At 45.5% G+C, this 14,689-nt stretch carries 13 protein-coding genes; 5 read left to right on the forward strand and 8 right to left on the reverse strand.

Translation table 11 applies throughout. The features are described 5' to 3' along the window. Window positions 1-244: 244 nt before the first annotated feature. Window positions 245-1,039, reverse strand: coding sequence for an ABC transporter permease (locus tag AB4583_RS16585; protein ID WP_017067668.1), 795 nt, complete (start codon window positions 1,037-1,039; stop codon window positions 245-247). Window positions 1,040-1,476: 437 nt separating this feature from the next. Between AB4583_RS16585 and torE the strand changes: the two genes are divergently transcribed. The 3 genes from torE to torA are packed head-to-tail and all read left to right on the forward strand — an operon-like array spanning window position 1,477 to window position 5,379. Beyond that, window positions 1,477-1,659 carry a trimethylamine N-oxide reductase system protein TorE gene (gene torE, locus AB4583_RS16590; RefSeq protein WP_017060298.1) on the forward strand — a complete coding sequence of 61 codons (183 nt, stop codon included), beginning with the start codon at window positions 1,477-1,479 and terminating at the stop codon, window positions 1,657-1,659. 51 nt (window positions 1,660-1,710) lie between these two features. Next, complete coding sequence (gene torC / locus AB4583_RS16595; protein ID WP_017060299.1) at window positions 1,711-2,892, forward strand: pentaheme c-type cytochrome TorC; 1,182 nt, start codon at window positions 1,711-1,713, stop codon at window positions 2,890-2,892. Window positions 2,893-2,916: 24 nt separating this feature from the next. Further along, complete coding sequence (gene torA, locus AB4583_RS16600) at window positions 2,917-5,379, forward strand: trimethylamine-N-oxide reductase TorA (protein ID WP_017068070.1); 2,463 nt, start codon at window positions 2,917-2,919, stop codon at window positions 5,377-5,379. A gap of 294 nt (window positions 5,380-5,673) precedes the next feature. Here torA and AB4583_RS16605 read toward each other — a convergent pair whose 3' ends face one another. Next, the gene (locus AB4583_RS16605) at window positions 5,674-6,888 is read right to left on the reverse strand and encodes a putative manganese transporter (RefSeq protein ID WP_372118401.1); all 1,215 of its coding nucleotides are present in this window, start codon (window positions 6,886-6,888) and stop codon (window positions 5,674-5,676) included. 200 nt (window positions 6,889-7,088) lie between these two features. On the opposite strand from AB4583_RS16605, the gene AB4583_RS16610 reads away from it, so the two are divergent. Continuing rightward, entirely contained in the window at window positions 7,089-7,994 is a 906-nt protein-coding gene (locus AB4583_RS16610; protein ID WP_372118404.1) for a manganese-dependent inorganic pyrophosphatase, read from the forward strand. A gap of 149 nt (window positions 7,995-8,143) precedes the next feature. Next, complete coding sequence (locus AB4583_RS16615; protein WP_004734596.1) at window positions 8,144-8,533, forward strand: DUF2750 domain-containing protein; 390 nt, start codon at window positions 8,144-8,146, stop codon at window positions 8,531-8,533. Between the two features lie 98 nt (window positions 8,534-8,631). Here AB4583_RS16615 and AB4583_RS16620 read toward each other — a convergent pair whose 3' ends face one another. From AB4583_RS16620 to sapA, 6 genes are read right to left on the reverse strand one after another with little or no spacing between them, the layout of a single operon-like run. After that, window positions 8,632-9,411, reverse strand: coding sequence for a DUF2927 domain-containing protein (locus AB4583_RS16620; RefSeq protein WP_029235328.1), 780 nt, complete (start codon window positions 9,409-9,411; stop codon window positions 8,632-8,634). 36 nt (window positions 9,412-9,447) lie between these two features. Then, on the reverse strand, window positions 9,448-10,230 hold the full coding sequence (locus tag AB4583_RS16625) for an ATP-binding cassette domain-containing protein (protein WP_017060304.1): 783 nt from the start codon (window positions 10,228-10,230) through the stop codon (window positions 9,448-9,450). Continuing rightward, window positions 10,227-11,228, reverse strand: a complete 1,002-nt coding sequence (locus AB4583_RS16630) for an oligopeptide/dipeptide ABC transporter ATP-binding protein (protein ID WP_017060305.1) — start codon at window positions 11,226-11,228, stop codon at window positions 10,227-10,229. The genes AB4583_RS16625 and AB4583_RS16630 overlap by 4 nt, the downstream gene beginning before the upstream one ends. Beyond that, window positions 11,228-12,115: a putrescine export ABC transporter permease SapC gene (gene sapC, locus AB4583_RS16635; RefSeq protein ID WP_017065331.1), complete on the reverse strand. Its 888-nt coding sequence runs from the start codon at window positions 12,113-12,115 to the stop codon at window positions 11,228-11,230. Before sapC ends, AB4583_RS16630 begins: the two co-directional genes overlap by 1 nt. Beyond that, window positions 12,102-13,064, reverse strand: coding sequence for an ABC transporter permease subunit (locus AB4583_RS16640; RefSeq protein WP_017068066.1), 963 nt, complete (start codon window positions 13,062-13,064; stop codon window positions 12,102-12,104). The genes sapC and AB4583_RS16640 overlap by 14 nt, the downstream gene beginning before the upstream one ends. Continuing rightward, entirely contained in the window at window positions 13,064-14,686 is a 1,623-nt protein-coding gene (gene sapA, locus AB4583_RS16645) for an ABC transporter substrate-binding protein SapA (RefSeq protein WP_017060308.1), read from the reverse strand. Before sapA ends, AB4583_RS16640 begins: the two co-directional genes overlap by 1 nt. Window positions 14,687-14,689: the final 3 nt, after the last annotated feature.

Consider the following 14,689-nt stretch of genomic DNA (forward strand, 5'->3'; position numbering starts at 1 on the left):
GGCCTCCTCCTACTCGATTGTGGAAAACCTACTTCTTCATCTCTCTAATGATCATCTGAAAATTCAACAGCGCTGATTACCATGTGTGTATATGTCTTTGAAATCACCCAAAGATCGAAGGCGATGATCTTTCCTTGGGTCGAAATGGACAAAAAAGGATCTATATTGATTTGGTTATCCACAGTTTCTGTGGATAACCTGTCTCAAATTCAGTGAGTAACCAGATCTAAGTGGAGTAGGGAGGTTATTTCGAAGGCTGTATTTGAGCGAGAACTCGCCCTTCTTTGGTCAGAGATGTCTTCAATGAGAGGTGAAGTACAAGGGCTAGAGAGCAGCTCATCATCACGAAAATCGCCAGCATGATCATCAGTTGATACTTAATCGCGATCATCGGTGAAGCACCACCTAAGATCTGTCCAGTCATCATTCCCGGCAGCGTTACTAAGCCTGTGGTTGCCATAGAGGCCATGATAGGGGACATCGCTTTCTGTATTGCATTACGTACAAAAGGCGCAGCAGCATAAGTAGGAGACGCGCCTAACGCGATTGCTGCTTCATATTCTGATTTCTGTGTTTCAAAGGCACCAAACAGGTTCTGCAATGCCACGATATTACTGCTTAAGCTATTACCCAATAACATCCCTGCGATTGGGATAAGGTACTGCGCGTTAAAAACCGGTGTCGGCTTAATGATGAAAAAGCAGATGAACAAGACAATAGGTACACAAGTTACCGCAAGGCTAACGGCGACAGGAGCCAAAAGTAGGTTTCTTGGCAGTCTAGATTTTTCAACAATCGAGCTTGCACCGACGATAATCATAGTAAATAACCACAGCAAATTGACCCACAAACTATTCAAAGTGAACAAGTATTCTAGGTAAAGTCCCACCAGAAATAGCTGAATAACCATACGAATGATGCTGATAGAAGCCTCTTTGCCAAGGCCGAGTTTTAACTTGTGGTTGATGGTAATGGGTAGCAAGAGAAGTGAGCTGAAGAACAATAACTGCCACCAAGATATATCAATAACGTCTTGCATAATGTTTCCTTTTAAGTAGGTCCCCATCATATCTGAAAGTGCCAAATGATGCATTTCAGCTTCTCAGCCGTTGCTTTAAAAAATACTCAATAATTTAACAATCAAACCACAGAATATTGGTTTTTTGAGGCATTTTTGGCTACTACTTAGTAGGTAAAACGTTAAAATTGGTTACAATACGGTTGCGTAGGTGTTGGAATTTAACATTTGTGAAATATACTTAATTCTTCACATTTGTTAATACTTTTTAATAACTTTGTTTAACTAAAAACAACTTTGGATGAGCTCAAAAAAGTATTGATTAGCAAGGGTTATAACGGGAGATTTGATTGAACCCTACTTTGAGTATGGTCTAAAATTTGTCGTTAGATACTTAAGAACTTTAGCCCCATAGAATGGGTTACTCGAAATTACTAAATACAAAATAGGCAAAATGTATGAGTGATGTTAATAAAATTGAAACTAGCGAAAAACATTCGCTGGAGTGGAAGTCTTTCCTCTTCATCGCGGTGGTTCTCTTCCCAATATTAAGTGTGGCTTTTGTAGGCGGTTACGGCTTCCTAGTTTGGGCACTGCAAGTGTTTGTATTCGGACCTCCAGGTGCTCACGGCGGCATGTAATGCCCTCTAAGTAACAACATTTTTTAAAATCAATATTTAAGAGAGCTAAACATGAAATCATTTTTAGTTAAATTATGGCGCACAATGACTCGCCCAGCAGTACACATCAGTCTTGGTGTACTAACTATGGGTGGCTTTATCGCCGGTGTTATTTTCTGGGGCGGTTTTAACACAGCTCTAGAGCACACAAATACAGAAGAATTCTGTGTAAGCTGTCACACCATGCGTGACAACGTATACGTAGAACTACAAGAAACGGTTCACTGGAAAAACACTTCTGGTGTACGTGCTACTTGTCCTGACTGTCACGTTCCACATGAATGGACAGCAAAAATCGCTCGTAAGATGCAAGCTTCTAAAGAAGTATTCGCTCAAGTATTTGGTGACCTAGATACGCCTGAGAAATTCGAAGCTCGTCGTATCGAACTGGCTAAACACGAATGGGATCGCTTCTCTTCGAACAAATCTCTAGAGTGTAAAAACTGCCACAACTACGATTCAATGGATTTCGAAAACATGCGCCCAACAGCGCGTATCCAGATGAAGAACGCGGCAGAGCGTGATCAAAGCTGTGTTGACTGTCACAAAGGTATTGCTCACAACCTTCCATTAGATATGGCATCAGCGAGCGGTATTGTTGGCGAGCTAGAAAACGTAGCAAGCAGCACATCTTACGCAAATGGTTCAGACGTGATCTCTATTCGTCACCTACCAATGTACACAGATGAAACAGCTGAAGTTGAAGCGGGTCTATTAAGCCCTGCAAGTAAAGTTGCGGTTATCGACGAAAAAGGCGATATGATCAAGATTCAAATCGACGGTTGGCGTAAAGCGAAAGGCTTCGGACGTGTAATCCAAGAAGACTTCGGTATGAACATCTCAACTGCAATCTTGACGAAAGAAGTATCTCAAAGTGACGTTATCACTGTTGGTGAGAAGAAAGAAGATGAGCTTACTGGCCTTCCATGGGAAGAAGTTAACCTAGCACTTTGGATGAAGAAAGAGTCTATGGTTGATAACTTCGATCCAATCTGGAACGCAGCGGGTCAAGCGTACCAATCTAACTGTTCAACGTGTCACTCACAGCCAGATGAAGCTCACTTCAGCGCTAACGGTTGGGTAGGCATGCTAGATGGTATGATTGCGTTCGTTAACTTCGATACAGATACAGAAGCACTTGTTCTTAAGTATCTACAGAAGCATTCATCAGATTTTTCTGAAGGCCATCACTAATAAGACGTCAATTGGAGTAACACAATGGCAATTACAAGAAGAAGTTTTCTGAAAGGTGTCGCTACTACAAGTGCGGCATCGGTTATCGGTCCAAGCTTATTGGCGTCGGCATCAGCGTCTGCTGCAGAAACAGACGGTGCGTGGAAAGTCTCTGGTTCTCACTGGGGTGCATTCCGAGCTCGTGTTTATGCGGGTAAAGTACAAGAAATTAAACCTCTAGAAATCGATCAACACCCAACTGAGATGTTGAAAGGTATTAAAGGTATTATCTACAGCCCATCACGTGTGCGTTACCCAATGGTTCGCCTAGATTGGTTGAAGAAGCATAAATACAGCGCAGACACGCGTGGTAACAACCGTTTTATTCGTGTGACTTGGGATGAGGCACTAGACCTTGTTTACCGCGAGCTAGAGCGCGTACAGAAAGATTACGGTCCATGGGCGCTTCACACAGGTCAAACTGGTTGGAGACAAACGGGTCAGTTCCACAGCTGTACTAACCACATGCAACGTGCAATGGCACTTCACGGTTACTCTGTGAAGAAAATCGGTGACTACTCAACAGGTGCTGGTCAAACGATCATGCCTTACGTGCTAGGTTCTACTGAAGTTTACGCACAAGGTACATCTTGGGAACTTATCCTAGAAAACAGTGACAACATTGTTCTTTGGGGTAACGATCCAGTTAAAAACCTTCAAGTAGGTTGGACATGTGAGACTCACGAGTCGTTCGCATACCTAGAACAGCTGAAAGAAAAAGTTGCTAAGAAAGAGATCAACGTTGTTTCTGTTGACCCTGTTAAAAACAAAACAGGTCGTTACCTAGAAAATGAGCAAATGTACATCAACCCACAAACTGATGTGGCGTTCATGCTTGGTGTTGCTCACGTTCTTTACAACGAAGGCCTATACGACAAGAAGTTCATCGAAACTTACTGTCTAGGTTTTGAAGATTTCATCAAGTACGTTCAAGGTGAAACGAAAGACAGAGTTGAGAAGACGCCAGAATGGGCTTCTGCTATCTGTGGCGCAAGCGCGGACTCTATTCGTGACTTCGCTAAGATGCTGGTTAACGGTCGTACACAGATTCTTGTTGGTTGGAGTATCCAACGTCAAGAGCACGGTGAACAGCCTTACTGGATGTGTGCAGTTATCGCAGCAATGGTTGGCCAAATTGGTCTACCGGGCGGTGGTATCTCTTACGGTCACCACTACTCTGGTATCGGTGTATCTTCAACTGGCTTCGCTGCTCCGGGTTCTTTCCCGCTGAACATCGACCAAGGTCAATCACCTAAGTACACCAACACAGATTACAACGGCTACAGCCGCGTAATCCCTGTTGCTCGTTGGGTAGATAGCCTGTTAGAGCCAGGTAAGAAGATCAAAGCAAACGGCGCAACAGTGACACTGCCTGACATCAAGATGATGGTATTCAGTGGTAACAACCCGTGGCACCACCACCAAGATCGCAACAAGATGCGTAAAGCATTCAAGAGCCTACAAACTGTAGTTGCTGTTGATTTTGCTTGGACTGCAACTTGTCGTCACTCTGACATCGTGCTTCCTGCATGTACTCAGTGGGAACGTAACGATATCGATGGTTACGGCGCATACTCTGGTCGTGGTTTGATCGCGATGCATAAACTAGTGGATCCTCTGTTCCAGTCTAAGACTGACTTCGAGATCATGTCTAGCCTAACTAAACGTTGGGGTCGTTACGACGATTACACGCGTGGTATGGACGAAATGCAGTGGGTTAAATCTCTGTACGACGAATGTCGCGCAGCAAACGAAGGCAGCTTCGAAATGCCTGAGTTCGCTGAGTTCTGGGAAAAAGGTTTCCTAGACTTCGGTAAAGGTAAGCCATGGACTCGTCACGCTTCATTCCGTGAAGATCCAGAGATCAACGCACTAGGCACGCCTTCTGGTTTCATCGAAATCACAAGCCGTACTGTTGGCAACATGGGTTACGAGCACTGTCAAGAACACCCAATGTGGTTCGAGAAATCTGAACGTTCACACGGTGGTCCAGGCTCTGACAAGCACCCGTACTGGCTACAATCTTGTCACCCAGACAAGCGTCTTCACTCTCAGATGTGTGAATCTGAAGAGTGGCGTGCGACTTACGCGGTACAAGGCCGTGAGCCAATCTACATCAACCCAGTAGATGCTAAGAAGAAAGGCATCAAAGATGGCGATGTAGTACGTGTGTTTAACGACCGTGGTCAACTACTAGCAGGTGCTGTTCTAATGGATAGCTACGCTCCTGGTGTTGTTCGTATCGAAGAAGGTGCTTGGTACGGTCCGATCAACGAGAAAGTGGGCGCGCTAGATACATACGGCGATCCAAACACACTGACTCAAGATATCGGTACGTCTGAACTTGCTCAAGCAACGTCAGCAAACACATGTTTGGTTGATTTCGAGAAGTTCCAAGGCAAACTGCCTCCAGTAACTTCATTCGGTGGTCCAATCGAAGTTTCTTAAGTCTTGTCTTAAGAACCAAGATTAAAGCTTGAATTAAAGCCCCTGTAAGCACTCTTACAGGGGCTTTTTGTATTTTTGATATCAGTGTTGGTGTTTCTAAATAAGCATTATACAGGGCTAATAGAGGGCGTTTTTGAGACAGGCTGTAAGGCGCTGTTTGAGAGAGGTGGTATAAGCAGTGAAGCAGGAAGGGAATGTAAAAAGAACCTGTGGAAAGACTTAAGCAGGCGGAAACAAAAAGGCCGATACAAAGTACCGACCTTACAGAAGCCTATGGAGTTAACTCTACTCAAGTTAGATCTCAAATATAAACCAGTAGCTATAAGCACAGATTAGTGCGGGCACACTAGAGTATAAGGTCGCGACCAGTGCCGCTTTGGGAGCCATCGCAATCGCAGGGAATAGCGCGTCACCATCATTTGAAATTGCGTTACCTACCTGAGCCGAAAGTGGCAGGGCGTCTGAAAGGTATAAGCTAGTGACCAATAATTGCGGTCCACAGCCCGGTAGCAAACCCATCAACACGCCAGCCAGGGGGAGCATGATGCCCCAGCTTGAGAATAGCGTCGCAAAATCAACATTTGCTATCACAGAGCCAAATTCAAAGAAAAGAAAGGCAACCACCACCCAAGCGGTGACAAAGTTTGTATCTTGAGCGGTCTTTTGCAATGGGTGAGAGCCTATACACTTTTCGTCCTCACTCATGGCTGATTTGTAATCCTCAATTTCACGGGTTAGCCCCCACAGAAACATCGAGCTGATCAGCAAAACTGTCCCCGCCCATTCCATCGACATTTCAGGCAAAGCGAGCAGCTCGTTCACATCGACTTGAAAAGAGCCAAGTAGGGCAACGGCAGCACCCGGAATAATCAGTACAGACCACAGGTAACCTTGCAGGTTTATCGCTTTTTTAGAGACCGATTCTTTGTTTTGAGATTGAGAAGCACAGCTGCTCACCGCTTCATTTTTCTCTGCTTTTTTTGGGCGTAAGAAGTCGTCTGCGTGAAACAAGTTAATGATTCGACCTGACGCAGTTCCGACAATCACGCCCATCGCCATCATGGCTAAACCAGTCTTGGGCTCGCTTGCTATCAACAAGAAGGCGGCGTCACCCATGGTGGAGACGAGCACAGCAACTACCGCACCAAATCCGAGTTTTCCTGAGATAAATTGTGTGGTCACCACGATCGCACCGCCACAGCCGGGTAGCGCCCCCATAAGTGCAGCGAATACCACTTGGTTTGAACGGGATTGATGGACGAGCTTGTTGAAGACGTTATCTTTGTTGATATACAGGCTTAACCCGTGGTAAATCGCTAAGGTCAAAGCAACATAACAAGACACTGCCCAAAAGGCGTCTGACAAAGTAGTCACCGTCAGCTCTCGTGTAGCTGGGGCTGCAACCAAAGCTGCAAGTGAGACAGGCAAAAGCAGGCGCTTAAATGACAGTGAAAACTGAGTTGTTTTCGCAGCACTACTGCTTGGCAAAAAAGAGATTAGTCGATCCATAGGTGTTACTCAAAATTAGTGGCTTAAGATAAATATATACGAATGATAATAATTATCAATTGCATTTGTTGTTTTTTATCTATTGTTACTATTGGCTAAACCCACGAAACATGACCAATCTAAAAAAATGAGGTAAAGTATGGCTAATAAAGAGAGGCTCTAAAGGTAGAGTCATAATTGTTAGTGTAATAGGAAGAAACATGATTTTAGTTGTTGGTCACAAAAACCCTGATAGTGACAGTATTTGTAGTGCGTTAGTTGCAACTGAGCTTCTTAAGGCTCGTGGCGAGGAAGCGACACCAATTCGCCAAGGCGAGATCAACCGCGAAACTCAACACATTCTAGAAGTCGCTGGTGCTGAACAGCCAGAGCTTCGTACTTCTGTTGCTGGTGAGAAAATCTGGCTAGTAGACTACTCAGATCTAGCACAAGCACCAGATGATGTTGCTGATGCAGAGATCGTAGGTATTGTTGATCACCACCGTCTAGGCGACGTGATGACAGTAAACCCAATGGAAGCTTGGATCTGGCCTGTTGGTTGTACAAACACTGTACTTTTCAACATGTTCAAGATTGAAGGTCACGCAATCTCTCAACAAATCGCTAAACTAATGATGTCTGCAATTCTTTCAGACACAGTTGGTTTCGCTTCTCCAACATGTACTCAAAAAGACAAAGACGCGGTTGCTGAGCTTGCTGAAATTGCTGGCGTAACTGACGTTGATGCATTCATCAAAGCGCTTCTAATCGCAAAAACAAACATCGAAGGCCTATCTGCTGCACAGCTAGTAGAAAAAGACCTTAAAGGCTACCCATTCAACGGTCGTGATGTTGTTGTTGGTCAAGTTGAACTTGCGACTCTTGAGCAAGTAGACGGCATGATCGAGGCGCTAGAAGCTGATCTTGAAGAGCGTTGTGAGAAAGACGGTCTAGCGTTCGCTGCGGTAATGCTAACAGATATCACTACTGCTCAAACTCGTCTTCTATACAAAGGTGAGTGGGCTGAGAAATTGGTTAAGCACGAGAAAGGCGGCGTATTAATGATGGAAAATACACTAAGCCGTAAGAAGCAAGGCTGGCCTTGGCTACAAGGTGAGCTTGTTTAATCAAGTCGCTTAATATTAAACGCCTGCTTATTTAGCAGGCGTTTTTCTTTGAAGTAGACTTTCTTCTTCATCGATAATGTTTGAAGTTAACAACACTCGGCATAAAATAGCTTTAAGAGCAAAGTTACTGACTAAAGTAGGAAATTAAGATGACTACACAGCTAGACGATAAAAAAATCGCTGAAATCAACAAGTATACGGGCGAGCAACGCCTGAAATACTGTGTGAAAGAAATCGTAGCAAACCGTGAAGTATGGATCTTAACCGATGAACACGGTTGTGTAATGCTGAACACAGAAGATGAAGATTGTGTTCCAGTATGGCCAAACCAAGAGTTCGCAGAATCATGGGCAACGGGTGATTGGTCTGAGTGTAAAGCTGAGTCTATTTCGTTGAACAAATGGCACAGTCGCTGGACGAACGGTCTAGAAGACGACGAACTTGCTGTTGTAGTATTCCCGAACGAGCAAGAAGAAGGCGTTATCTTGTTCCCGGATGAGTTCGACTTCGAATTGAAAAAGCAGGCAGCTAAGCGCTAGTTCTTTCGTAATACAGTAACATCGTAAGTCAGCGTTGCCTTTCTTAGGCAGCGCTATCATTCAATTATCCCATCTAAGTTACTTCCAACGTATATTCGTCAATACCCAATCAACTGATACAAAGGCGCTTGCTGTGCGGCTTTAGAAGCTTGCTGAAGCACACCTGTTTTGCTGTATCTCTTGAGTATCTTTCGGACGATAGGTTTTACTTCAGATTTTGTCATTCCAGCTTTCAATTCTGGTTCATACAGCAATTGCAGTAGCACTACGTCTAACGGCGATAATAAGTCTTCTGGCGTGTGGTCGTTGAAAATAGAAGGGTAGGCTTTATCTGAATCATTCGGCAGGCCTAGAACTTGTGTGATCTCTTCCACGATACAGGCGACCAGCTTACCTCGCGATCTTGCCTGATCAACCGGGATTACAATCCCAGCGTATACAATCTCGCCTTTAGAATTGGTTCTATAGCCCGCCGTGCAGATGGCGCTATTTAAATGTTGAGTTGATTTGAGCTTGAGCACCGATTTCGCCTCAGATACCCACTGGCTCTGCCTTGTGTATATCCATTTAACGTTCGCTTCGGACTCTTTACTGACGATTGTTATTGGATGTTGGGTGACTTCAGATAAGTGTTTGATATGAAGCTCTGTGATCTCTTGATGCAGTTCCTCATCGCCCACTCGATGATCGATCCAAATCTTGATCGGTTGTTTCCACTTGGCGAGCGGTTTGTTGCCTTGGGAGTATTCGTGTTGAAGCGCGACGTTATAAAAGGCAGTTTCGACGAAGCTTCTATCTAGCCATGTGAGCGGTGTGCTTGTCGCGTTAAAGGACAACAGCACCAACAAGAGGGGAAGCATTGAAGCTGTTCGATACATACTTTTCCCCTCTGCTAAATGTAGCGTGATTCCAGGTTAGTGGTTCGGCGCTTTGGAGAAATGGCTCTCAACCAATCTTTGGGTGATTTGGTGAGTTGGATTGGTCAGCACTTGATCCGTTTCACCGCTCTCAACCACATTGCCTTCGTGCATCACGATGATCTTGTCGGTGATGTGCTTAACAATACCTAGGTGTTGAGATACGTAAACGAACGACACGCCCATCTCTTCTTGCAGCTCTAAGAACAAGTTAATAATTTGAGAGCGCATTGCCATGTCCAAACCATTTAACGCTTCATCAGCGACAATGATGGATGGCTGAAGTATCAAGGCACGAGCCAAACAAACCCTCTGTTTCTGGCCCGCAGCAAGCATCTGAGGGTAGAAGTAAGCATGTTCCGGAAGGAGACCAACGCGTAATAACGTGTCTTTCACGCGGCGCATACGGGCTTCTGGTGGCATGTTGGTATTTCGCTTCAATGGGCCTTCAAGAATTCGACCAATCTGAATGCGTGGATTAAGTGATGTATTCGGATCTTGGAAGATCATTCGAATCAGCTTGCAACGAGTTGAATAGTCTTTGTGTTCTAGCTTTTCGCCGTTCACGCGGATCTCGCCCGCAGTCGGTTCAACCATGCCTGCGAGCATTCTCGCTAATGTTGATTTCCCAGAGCCATTCTGACCGATAAAACCAATCGTCTGGCCTGCTTCAAGGGAAAAGCTTACCGGCTTCACCGCCTGATGAATCTTCTTACGGAAAAGACCAGAGCGAGTCGTAAAGTCTTTAGATAGATCACTGACTTCTAATAATGCACTCATGATTTCTTTTTCTTCTCCATATTCAGAGGGAAGTGACAGTTGAACTTATGGTTCTTGATACGTTTCGTATGTGGGATCTCGACACACTGCCTTTGTGCGTATGGGCAGCGAGGCCCTAATCGACAACCAATAGGAAGATGTTGCAGCGGTGGAATTGACCCCGGCAAAGACTGGAGCTTCTCCTTGTGGGGAATCCAGTCGTTAAAGTCTGGCATCGCTTTTAACAAAGCAACGGTGTACGGGTGCTTTGGTGCATCCAACAGCTTCGGTGTATCAGCGGATTCTACCGATTGACCACAGTACATCACGGTAATGCGAGTCGCCCATTGGGTAATGGTGGTTAAGTCATGGCCGATCAACACGATGGTGGTGTTATTGATCTGGTTCATACGACTCAAAAGACGCAATATTTGAGACTGTGTAATTGGGTCTAAATCGTTGGTTGGCTCGTCAGCAATCAAGACTTTTGGCTTGGCAGCGATCGCCATTGCGATCATGACTTTTTGACACTCACCATCTGTCAGCTCATAAGAGTAACTGTCCATTAGGCGAGAGTGGTCTTTGATGCCGACTTTGTGTAGTAATGCGATCGCTTGCTTCTTACGCCACTTAAATCGTTGCCACCAACGACCTTCAAACGAATGGGAAGGGATCGCTTCAACGAGCTGGTTACCTACTTTTTCAGAAGGGTCAAGACACGTTGATGGCTCTTGGAAGATCATTGCGATATCGCGGGCGATCACTCGGCGTCTTTCTTTCGGCGTCAGTTGCAGTAGGTCGATATTACCTAAGCGCATTCGGTCTGCAGAAACCTTCCAGTTTTCTTTACATACTCCGACGATCGCTTTTGCAACCAAACTCTTACCTGAGCCTGATTCACCTACTAAGCCACGAATTTCCCCTTCATTGAGGGTAATACTCATTCGATCTACGGCTTTAACCATCCCTTGAGGGGTCTCAATCTCGATGGTTAGATGTCGAATATCAAGTAACGGCATTATTCGATTCCTGCATTTAGCGCTTGGCGAACACCTTCACCGACGAGGTTAATCACGATAACTGTAAACATAATAGCTAAGCCGGGTAGGGTAACTGTCCATGGCGCAAGGTAAATCAACTCGACCGAATCACCCAAGATGGAGCCCCATTCGGTACTCGGTGCTTGAGCGCCAAGCCCTAGGAAACCTAAAGCCGTGATATCAAGAATTGCGACTGACAGTGCCAGCGTAACTTCAAGAGCGATCACGGTAAGGATGTTCGGAAGGATTGAGTTCCATAGCAGGTAAAAATCGTTCGCACCATCAAGGCGAGAAGCCAGAATATAGTCTTTTTCTACTTCAGCATGCACGGCAATGTACACCGAGCGTATAAAGCGCGGGATCAGTGCCAAGCACAAGGCGAGCAAGATATTAAACTCCCCAAAGCCAAGGAATGCCACGAAGATAATCGCCAGCAGAAGAGATGGAATCGACATAACAGTATCAAGCAGGTGGTTTAGCGTGCTTGATAGTAAACCGCGCGTCATACCAGCAAGTACGCCAATCAGACAACCAATGACGGCTGCGATAAAGGTAATCACCACCGCGGCGCCGAAGGTTAACTGAGAGCCAATTATTAGGCGAGAGAGAATATCTCTGCCTAAGTCATCCGTACCCAAAAAGTATTCTACCGTTCCCGCAGGATCCCAAGAGGGCGGCGTTAATAGGTGACCGGTTTGTTCTTGTGCATCATGCGGGGCTAGCCACGGTGAAGTGACGGTGACCAGAATGATAAGCACCAAACACCACAAGCCAAACATAGCTAGATTATTGCTGCGGAAGCTGCGCCAGAAACGTTCGAACTGGGTTGGAATCTGTTCTTCTTGGTAGACGTTATTTGTTAGCATACCATTCCTTCCTTACCAGTGGATTGATCATCGCGCCCAGTAGATCGGACAGAATATTAGCGGTCAAAACTAAGGTAGCCACCACAATTACACCAGCTTGAATTGAAACGTAATCTTGATTCGATAAGGCATCCAATAACCAGCGGCCAATGCCCGGCCAGTTAAAGATAGACTCGGTAACAATAGCAAGCGTTAACATACTCGATAGCTGAACACCGACCTTAGGAATAATCGGAGGTATCGCGTTTCTTAGCACGTGCTGCGTGATGATCTCTCTAGTGGAAAGACCTTTAATTCGCGCAGCGCGGATGTAGTTTTGCGTCATTACTTCAGCCACTGACGCTCTCATCAATCGGATGACCTGAGTCGTTGGCGCCAGTGCTAAAACAAGACAAGGCAACGCCATGTGCTCGATAACACTTTGTAGTGCGTTCGCACGGTAGCGACCCTCGGCAAAAAAGGCGTCAATCATCGCGAATCCAGTCACGTGTTCAATCTCGTAAAGTAGGTCGTATCGGCCACCAACTGGGAACATTTCAAAGTGCAGTGAAAACACCATGATCATCAGCAACGCGACCCAAAATATAGGCGCAGAGTAACCGGCCATTGAGGTGAACGATATGGTGGTATCAATAAATTTACCTTGTCTCATACCAGCAATGGTGCCGAAAGGGATACCGATGATGAGTGCCAACACAAAGGCAAAGAAGCACAGCTCTAGCGTTGCAGGGAACACCAGGACCAACTCATCGATGATAGGCACACCGTGTTTGCTTAGGCCAAAGTTTAGCGTCGATAATTCAGTGATATAGCTAATCCAACCGGGCCAAAAATCTTGAATTGCCCAAGGTGAGGTTTGGTCTAATCGAAGCAGGGAAAAACCTACCAAGGTCAGAATTCCTAGCGTAATAACGAATAAGTTTACACGTCTTAATGTATACCAAAACATTACTGCACCTCTCTTCTGACTTGATCAAAAGGTTGGGCATTGAAAGGACTTGCTTTAAAGCCTGTTAGCGAACGATCGTGCACGCGAAATTGCACGCCATGAGCTAAAGGAATCACAGGAACTTCTTCATTGAGAATGTTTTGGGCTTGTCGGTACAAGTTCACACGGTGCCTTTGTTGATTGATCTCTAATGCTAAGTCGAGAAGGAAATCAAAGTCTGAATTACACCACATCGAGACGTTTAACCCTGCACGCTCAGAGCTGCATGAGAGCAGCGGACGTAAGAAGTTGTCCGGGTCACCGGTATTGCCTATCCAGCCTGTAAGCAACAAGTCTGTTGAGGAAATAGATGACAACTGTGTGCGGTCAAATCGGTCGTCGGTATAGAGTTTCAATTCAATACCAATATCGGCTAAGTTTGCTTGGATAAGTTCTGCCGTTTTTCTTGGACTTGGATTGTATGCGCGTGGCTCTAGTGGTACCCACATTGAAAGCTCTAACCCAGGTTCAACGCCAGCTTCTTTGAGAAGCGCAACCGCATAGTTTCGGTCGTAGCGAACTTGAACGCTGTCTTTTTGGTGAGCCCAAGAAGTCGGAGGAAGCAAGGTGTAGGCTTTGGTTCCTGTACCGTAATACACAGAATCAAGAATGTTCTGACGATTGATGGCTAAGTTGAGCGCTTTACGAACTCGAGAGTCACGCAGTGCAGGGTGCTCAGTATTCAGCGCGATGAAAGAGACATTAACCGCCGGAGTAGCAGAAATCTTCAACTCTTCATGAGCCTGAATAATAGGGATTTGGCTAGAAATTGGTGAGTTGAGCACGTCACACTCACTACGCAGAAGCTTGGCAAGTGTGCCTGTTCCACGTTGCGAAGTATCGAACACAACTTGGTCCATTTGTACTTCACCTTTCCAGTAGTGCTTGTTCTTTTTCAAGCGCACTAGGTCGTTGATTTGGTATTCATCCAAGTAGAAAGGGCCAGTGCCGACTGGATTGGAATCGATTCGATTTTTCTCATCCGCTGCAATGAGCTGATTGGCATACTCTTTAGAGTGAATGACCGCATAGCTGGTGGCGATGTTATTGAGAAATGAATTGTCTGGGCGACTTAATTGGAATTTCACTGTTAGGTCGTCAACCGCGGTGATATCGACAATCAGGGTCTTGAAGTCGATTCCGGCAAACCACGGGTATAGGCCGCCACCCACATAATGAAATGGGTTTGAACTATCAATGACACGTTCAAAGCTAAACACCACATCTTGTGCATTCATGCTACGAGTAGGGGTGAACCAGTCTGTCGTTTGGAACGCAACATTTGGGCGCAGTTTGAACGTGTACTCTGTACCTGATTTATCAACAGACCAACTTGTCGCCAAGTTCTGTTTTGGTCGGTACGTCATCGGATCAAGAGTGAGCAGTGTATCGAAAATTTGAGGACTCAGCGATTCTGCGGTAATGCCACTATCAACCAGCTGTGGGTTGAAGGTACTAGGATTACCTTGGCCGCAATAAATGAAGCCTTTTTCACGGATTTGCTCGTGATTCACACTCTCACCACATCCAGCGAGAAAGCTCAGCGTACAGATGCTCAGTGATAGTCTTATTAGTGCTTTCATAAA

The sequence above is a fragment of the Vibrio sp. 10N.222.49.C12 genome (assembly GCF_041475025.1).
Taxonomy (GTDB): domain Bacteria; phylum Pseudomonadota; class Gammaproteobacteria; order Enterobacterales; family Vibrionaceae; genus Vibrio; species Vibrio crassostreae_C.

Coding starts and splice junctions, on each gene's coding strand:
- AB4583_RS16585 (WP_017067668.1), bottom strand. CDS start 1,039: ATGCAAGACGTTATTGATATATCTTGGTGGCAGTTATTGTTCTTCAGC.
- torE (WP_017060298.1), top strand. CDS start 1,477: ATGAGTGATGTTAATAAAATTGAAACTAGCGAAAAACATTCGCTGGAG.
- torC (WP_017060299.1), top strand. CDS start 1,711: ATGAAATCATTTTTAGTTAAATTATGGCGCACAATGACTCGCCCAGCA.
- torA (WP_017068070.1), top strand. CDS start 2,917: ATGGCAATTACAAGAAGAAGTTTTCTGAAAGGTGTCGCTACTACAAGT.
- AB4583_RS16605 (WP_372118401.1), bottom strand. CDS start 6,888: ATGGATCGACTAATCTCTTTTTTGCCAAGCAGTAGTGCTGCGAAAACA.
- AB4583_RS16610 (WP_372118404.1), top strand. CDS start 7,089: ATGATTTTAGTTGTTGGTCACAAAAACCCTGATAGTGACAGTATTTGT.
- AB4583_RS16615 (WP_004734596.1), top strand. CDS start 8,144: ATGACTACACAGCTAGACGATAAAAAAATCGCTGAAATCAACAAGTAT.
- AB4583_RS16620 (WP_029235328.1), bottom strand. CDS start 9,411: ATGTATCGAACAGCTTCAATGCTTCCCCTCTTGTTGGTGCTGTTGTCC.
- AB4583_RS16625 (WP_017060304.1), bottom strand. CDS start 10,230: ATGAGTGCATTATTAGAAGTCAGTGATCTATCTAAAGACTTTACGACT.
- AB4583_RS16630 (WP_017060305.1), bottom strand. CDS start 11,228: ATGCCGTTACTTGATATTCGACATCTAACCATCGAGATTGAGACCCCT.
- sapC (WP_017065331.1), bottom strand. CDS start 12,115: ATGCTAACAAATAACGTCTACCAAGAAGAACAGATTCCAACCCAGTTC.
- AB4583_RS16640 (WP_017068066.1), bottom strand. CDS start 13,064: ATGTTTTGGTATACATTAAGACGTGTAAACTTATTCGTTATTACGCTA.
- sapA (WP_017060308.1), bottom strand. CDS start 14,686: ATGAAAGCACTAATAAGACTATCACTGAGCATCTGTACGCTGAGCTTT.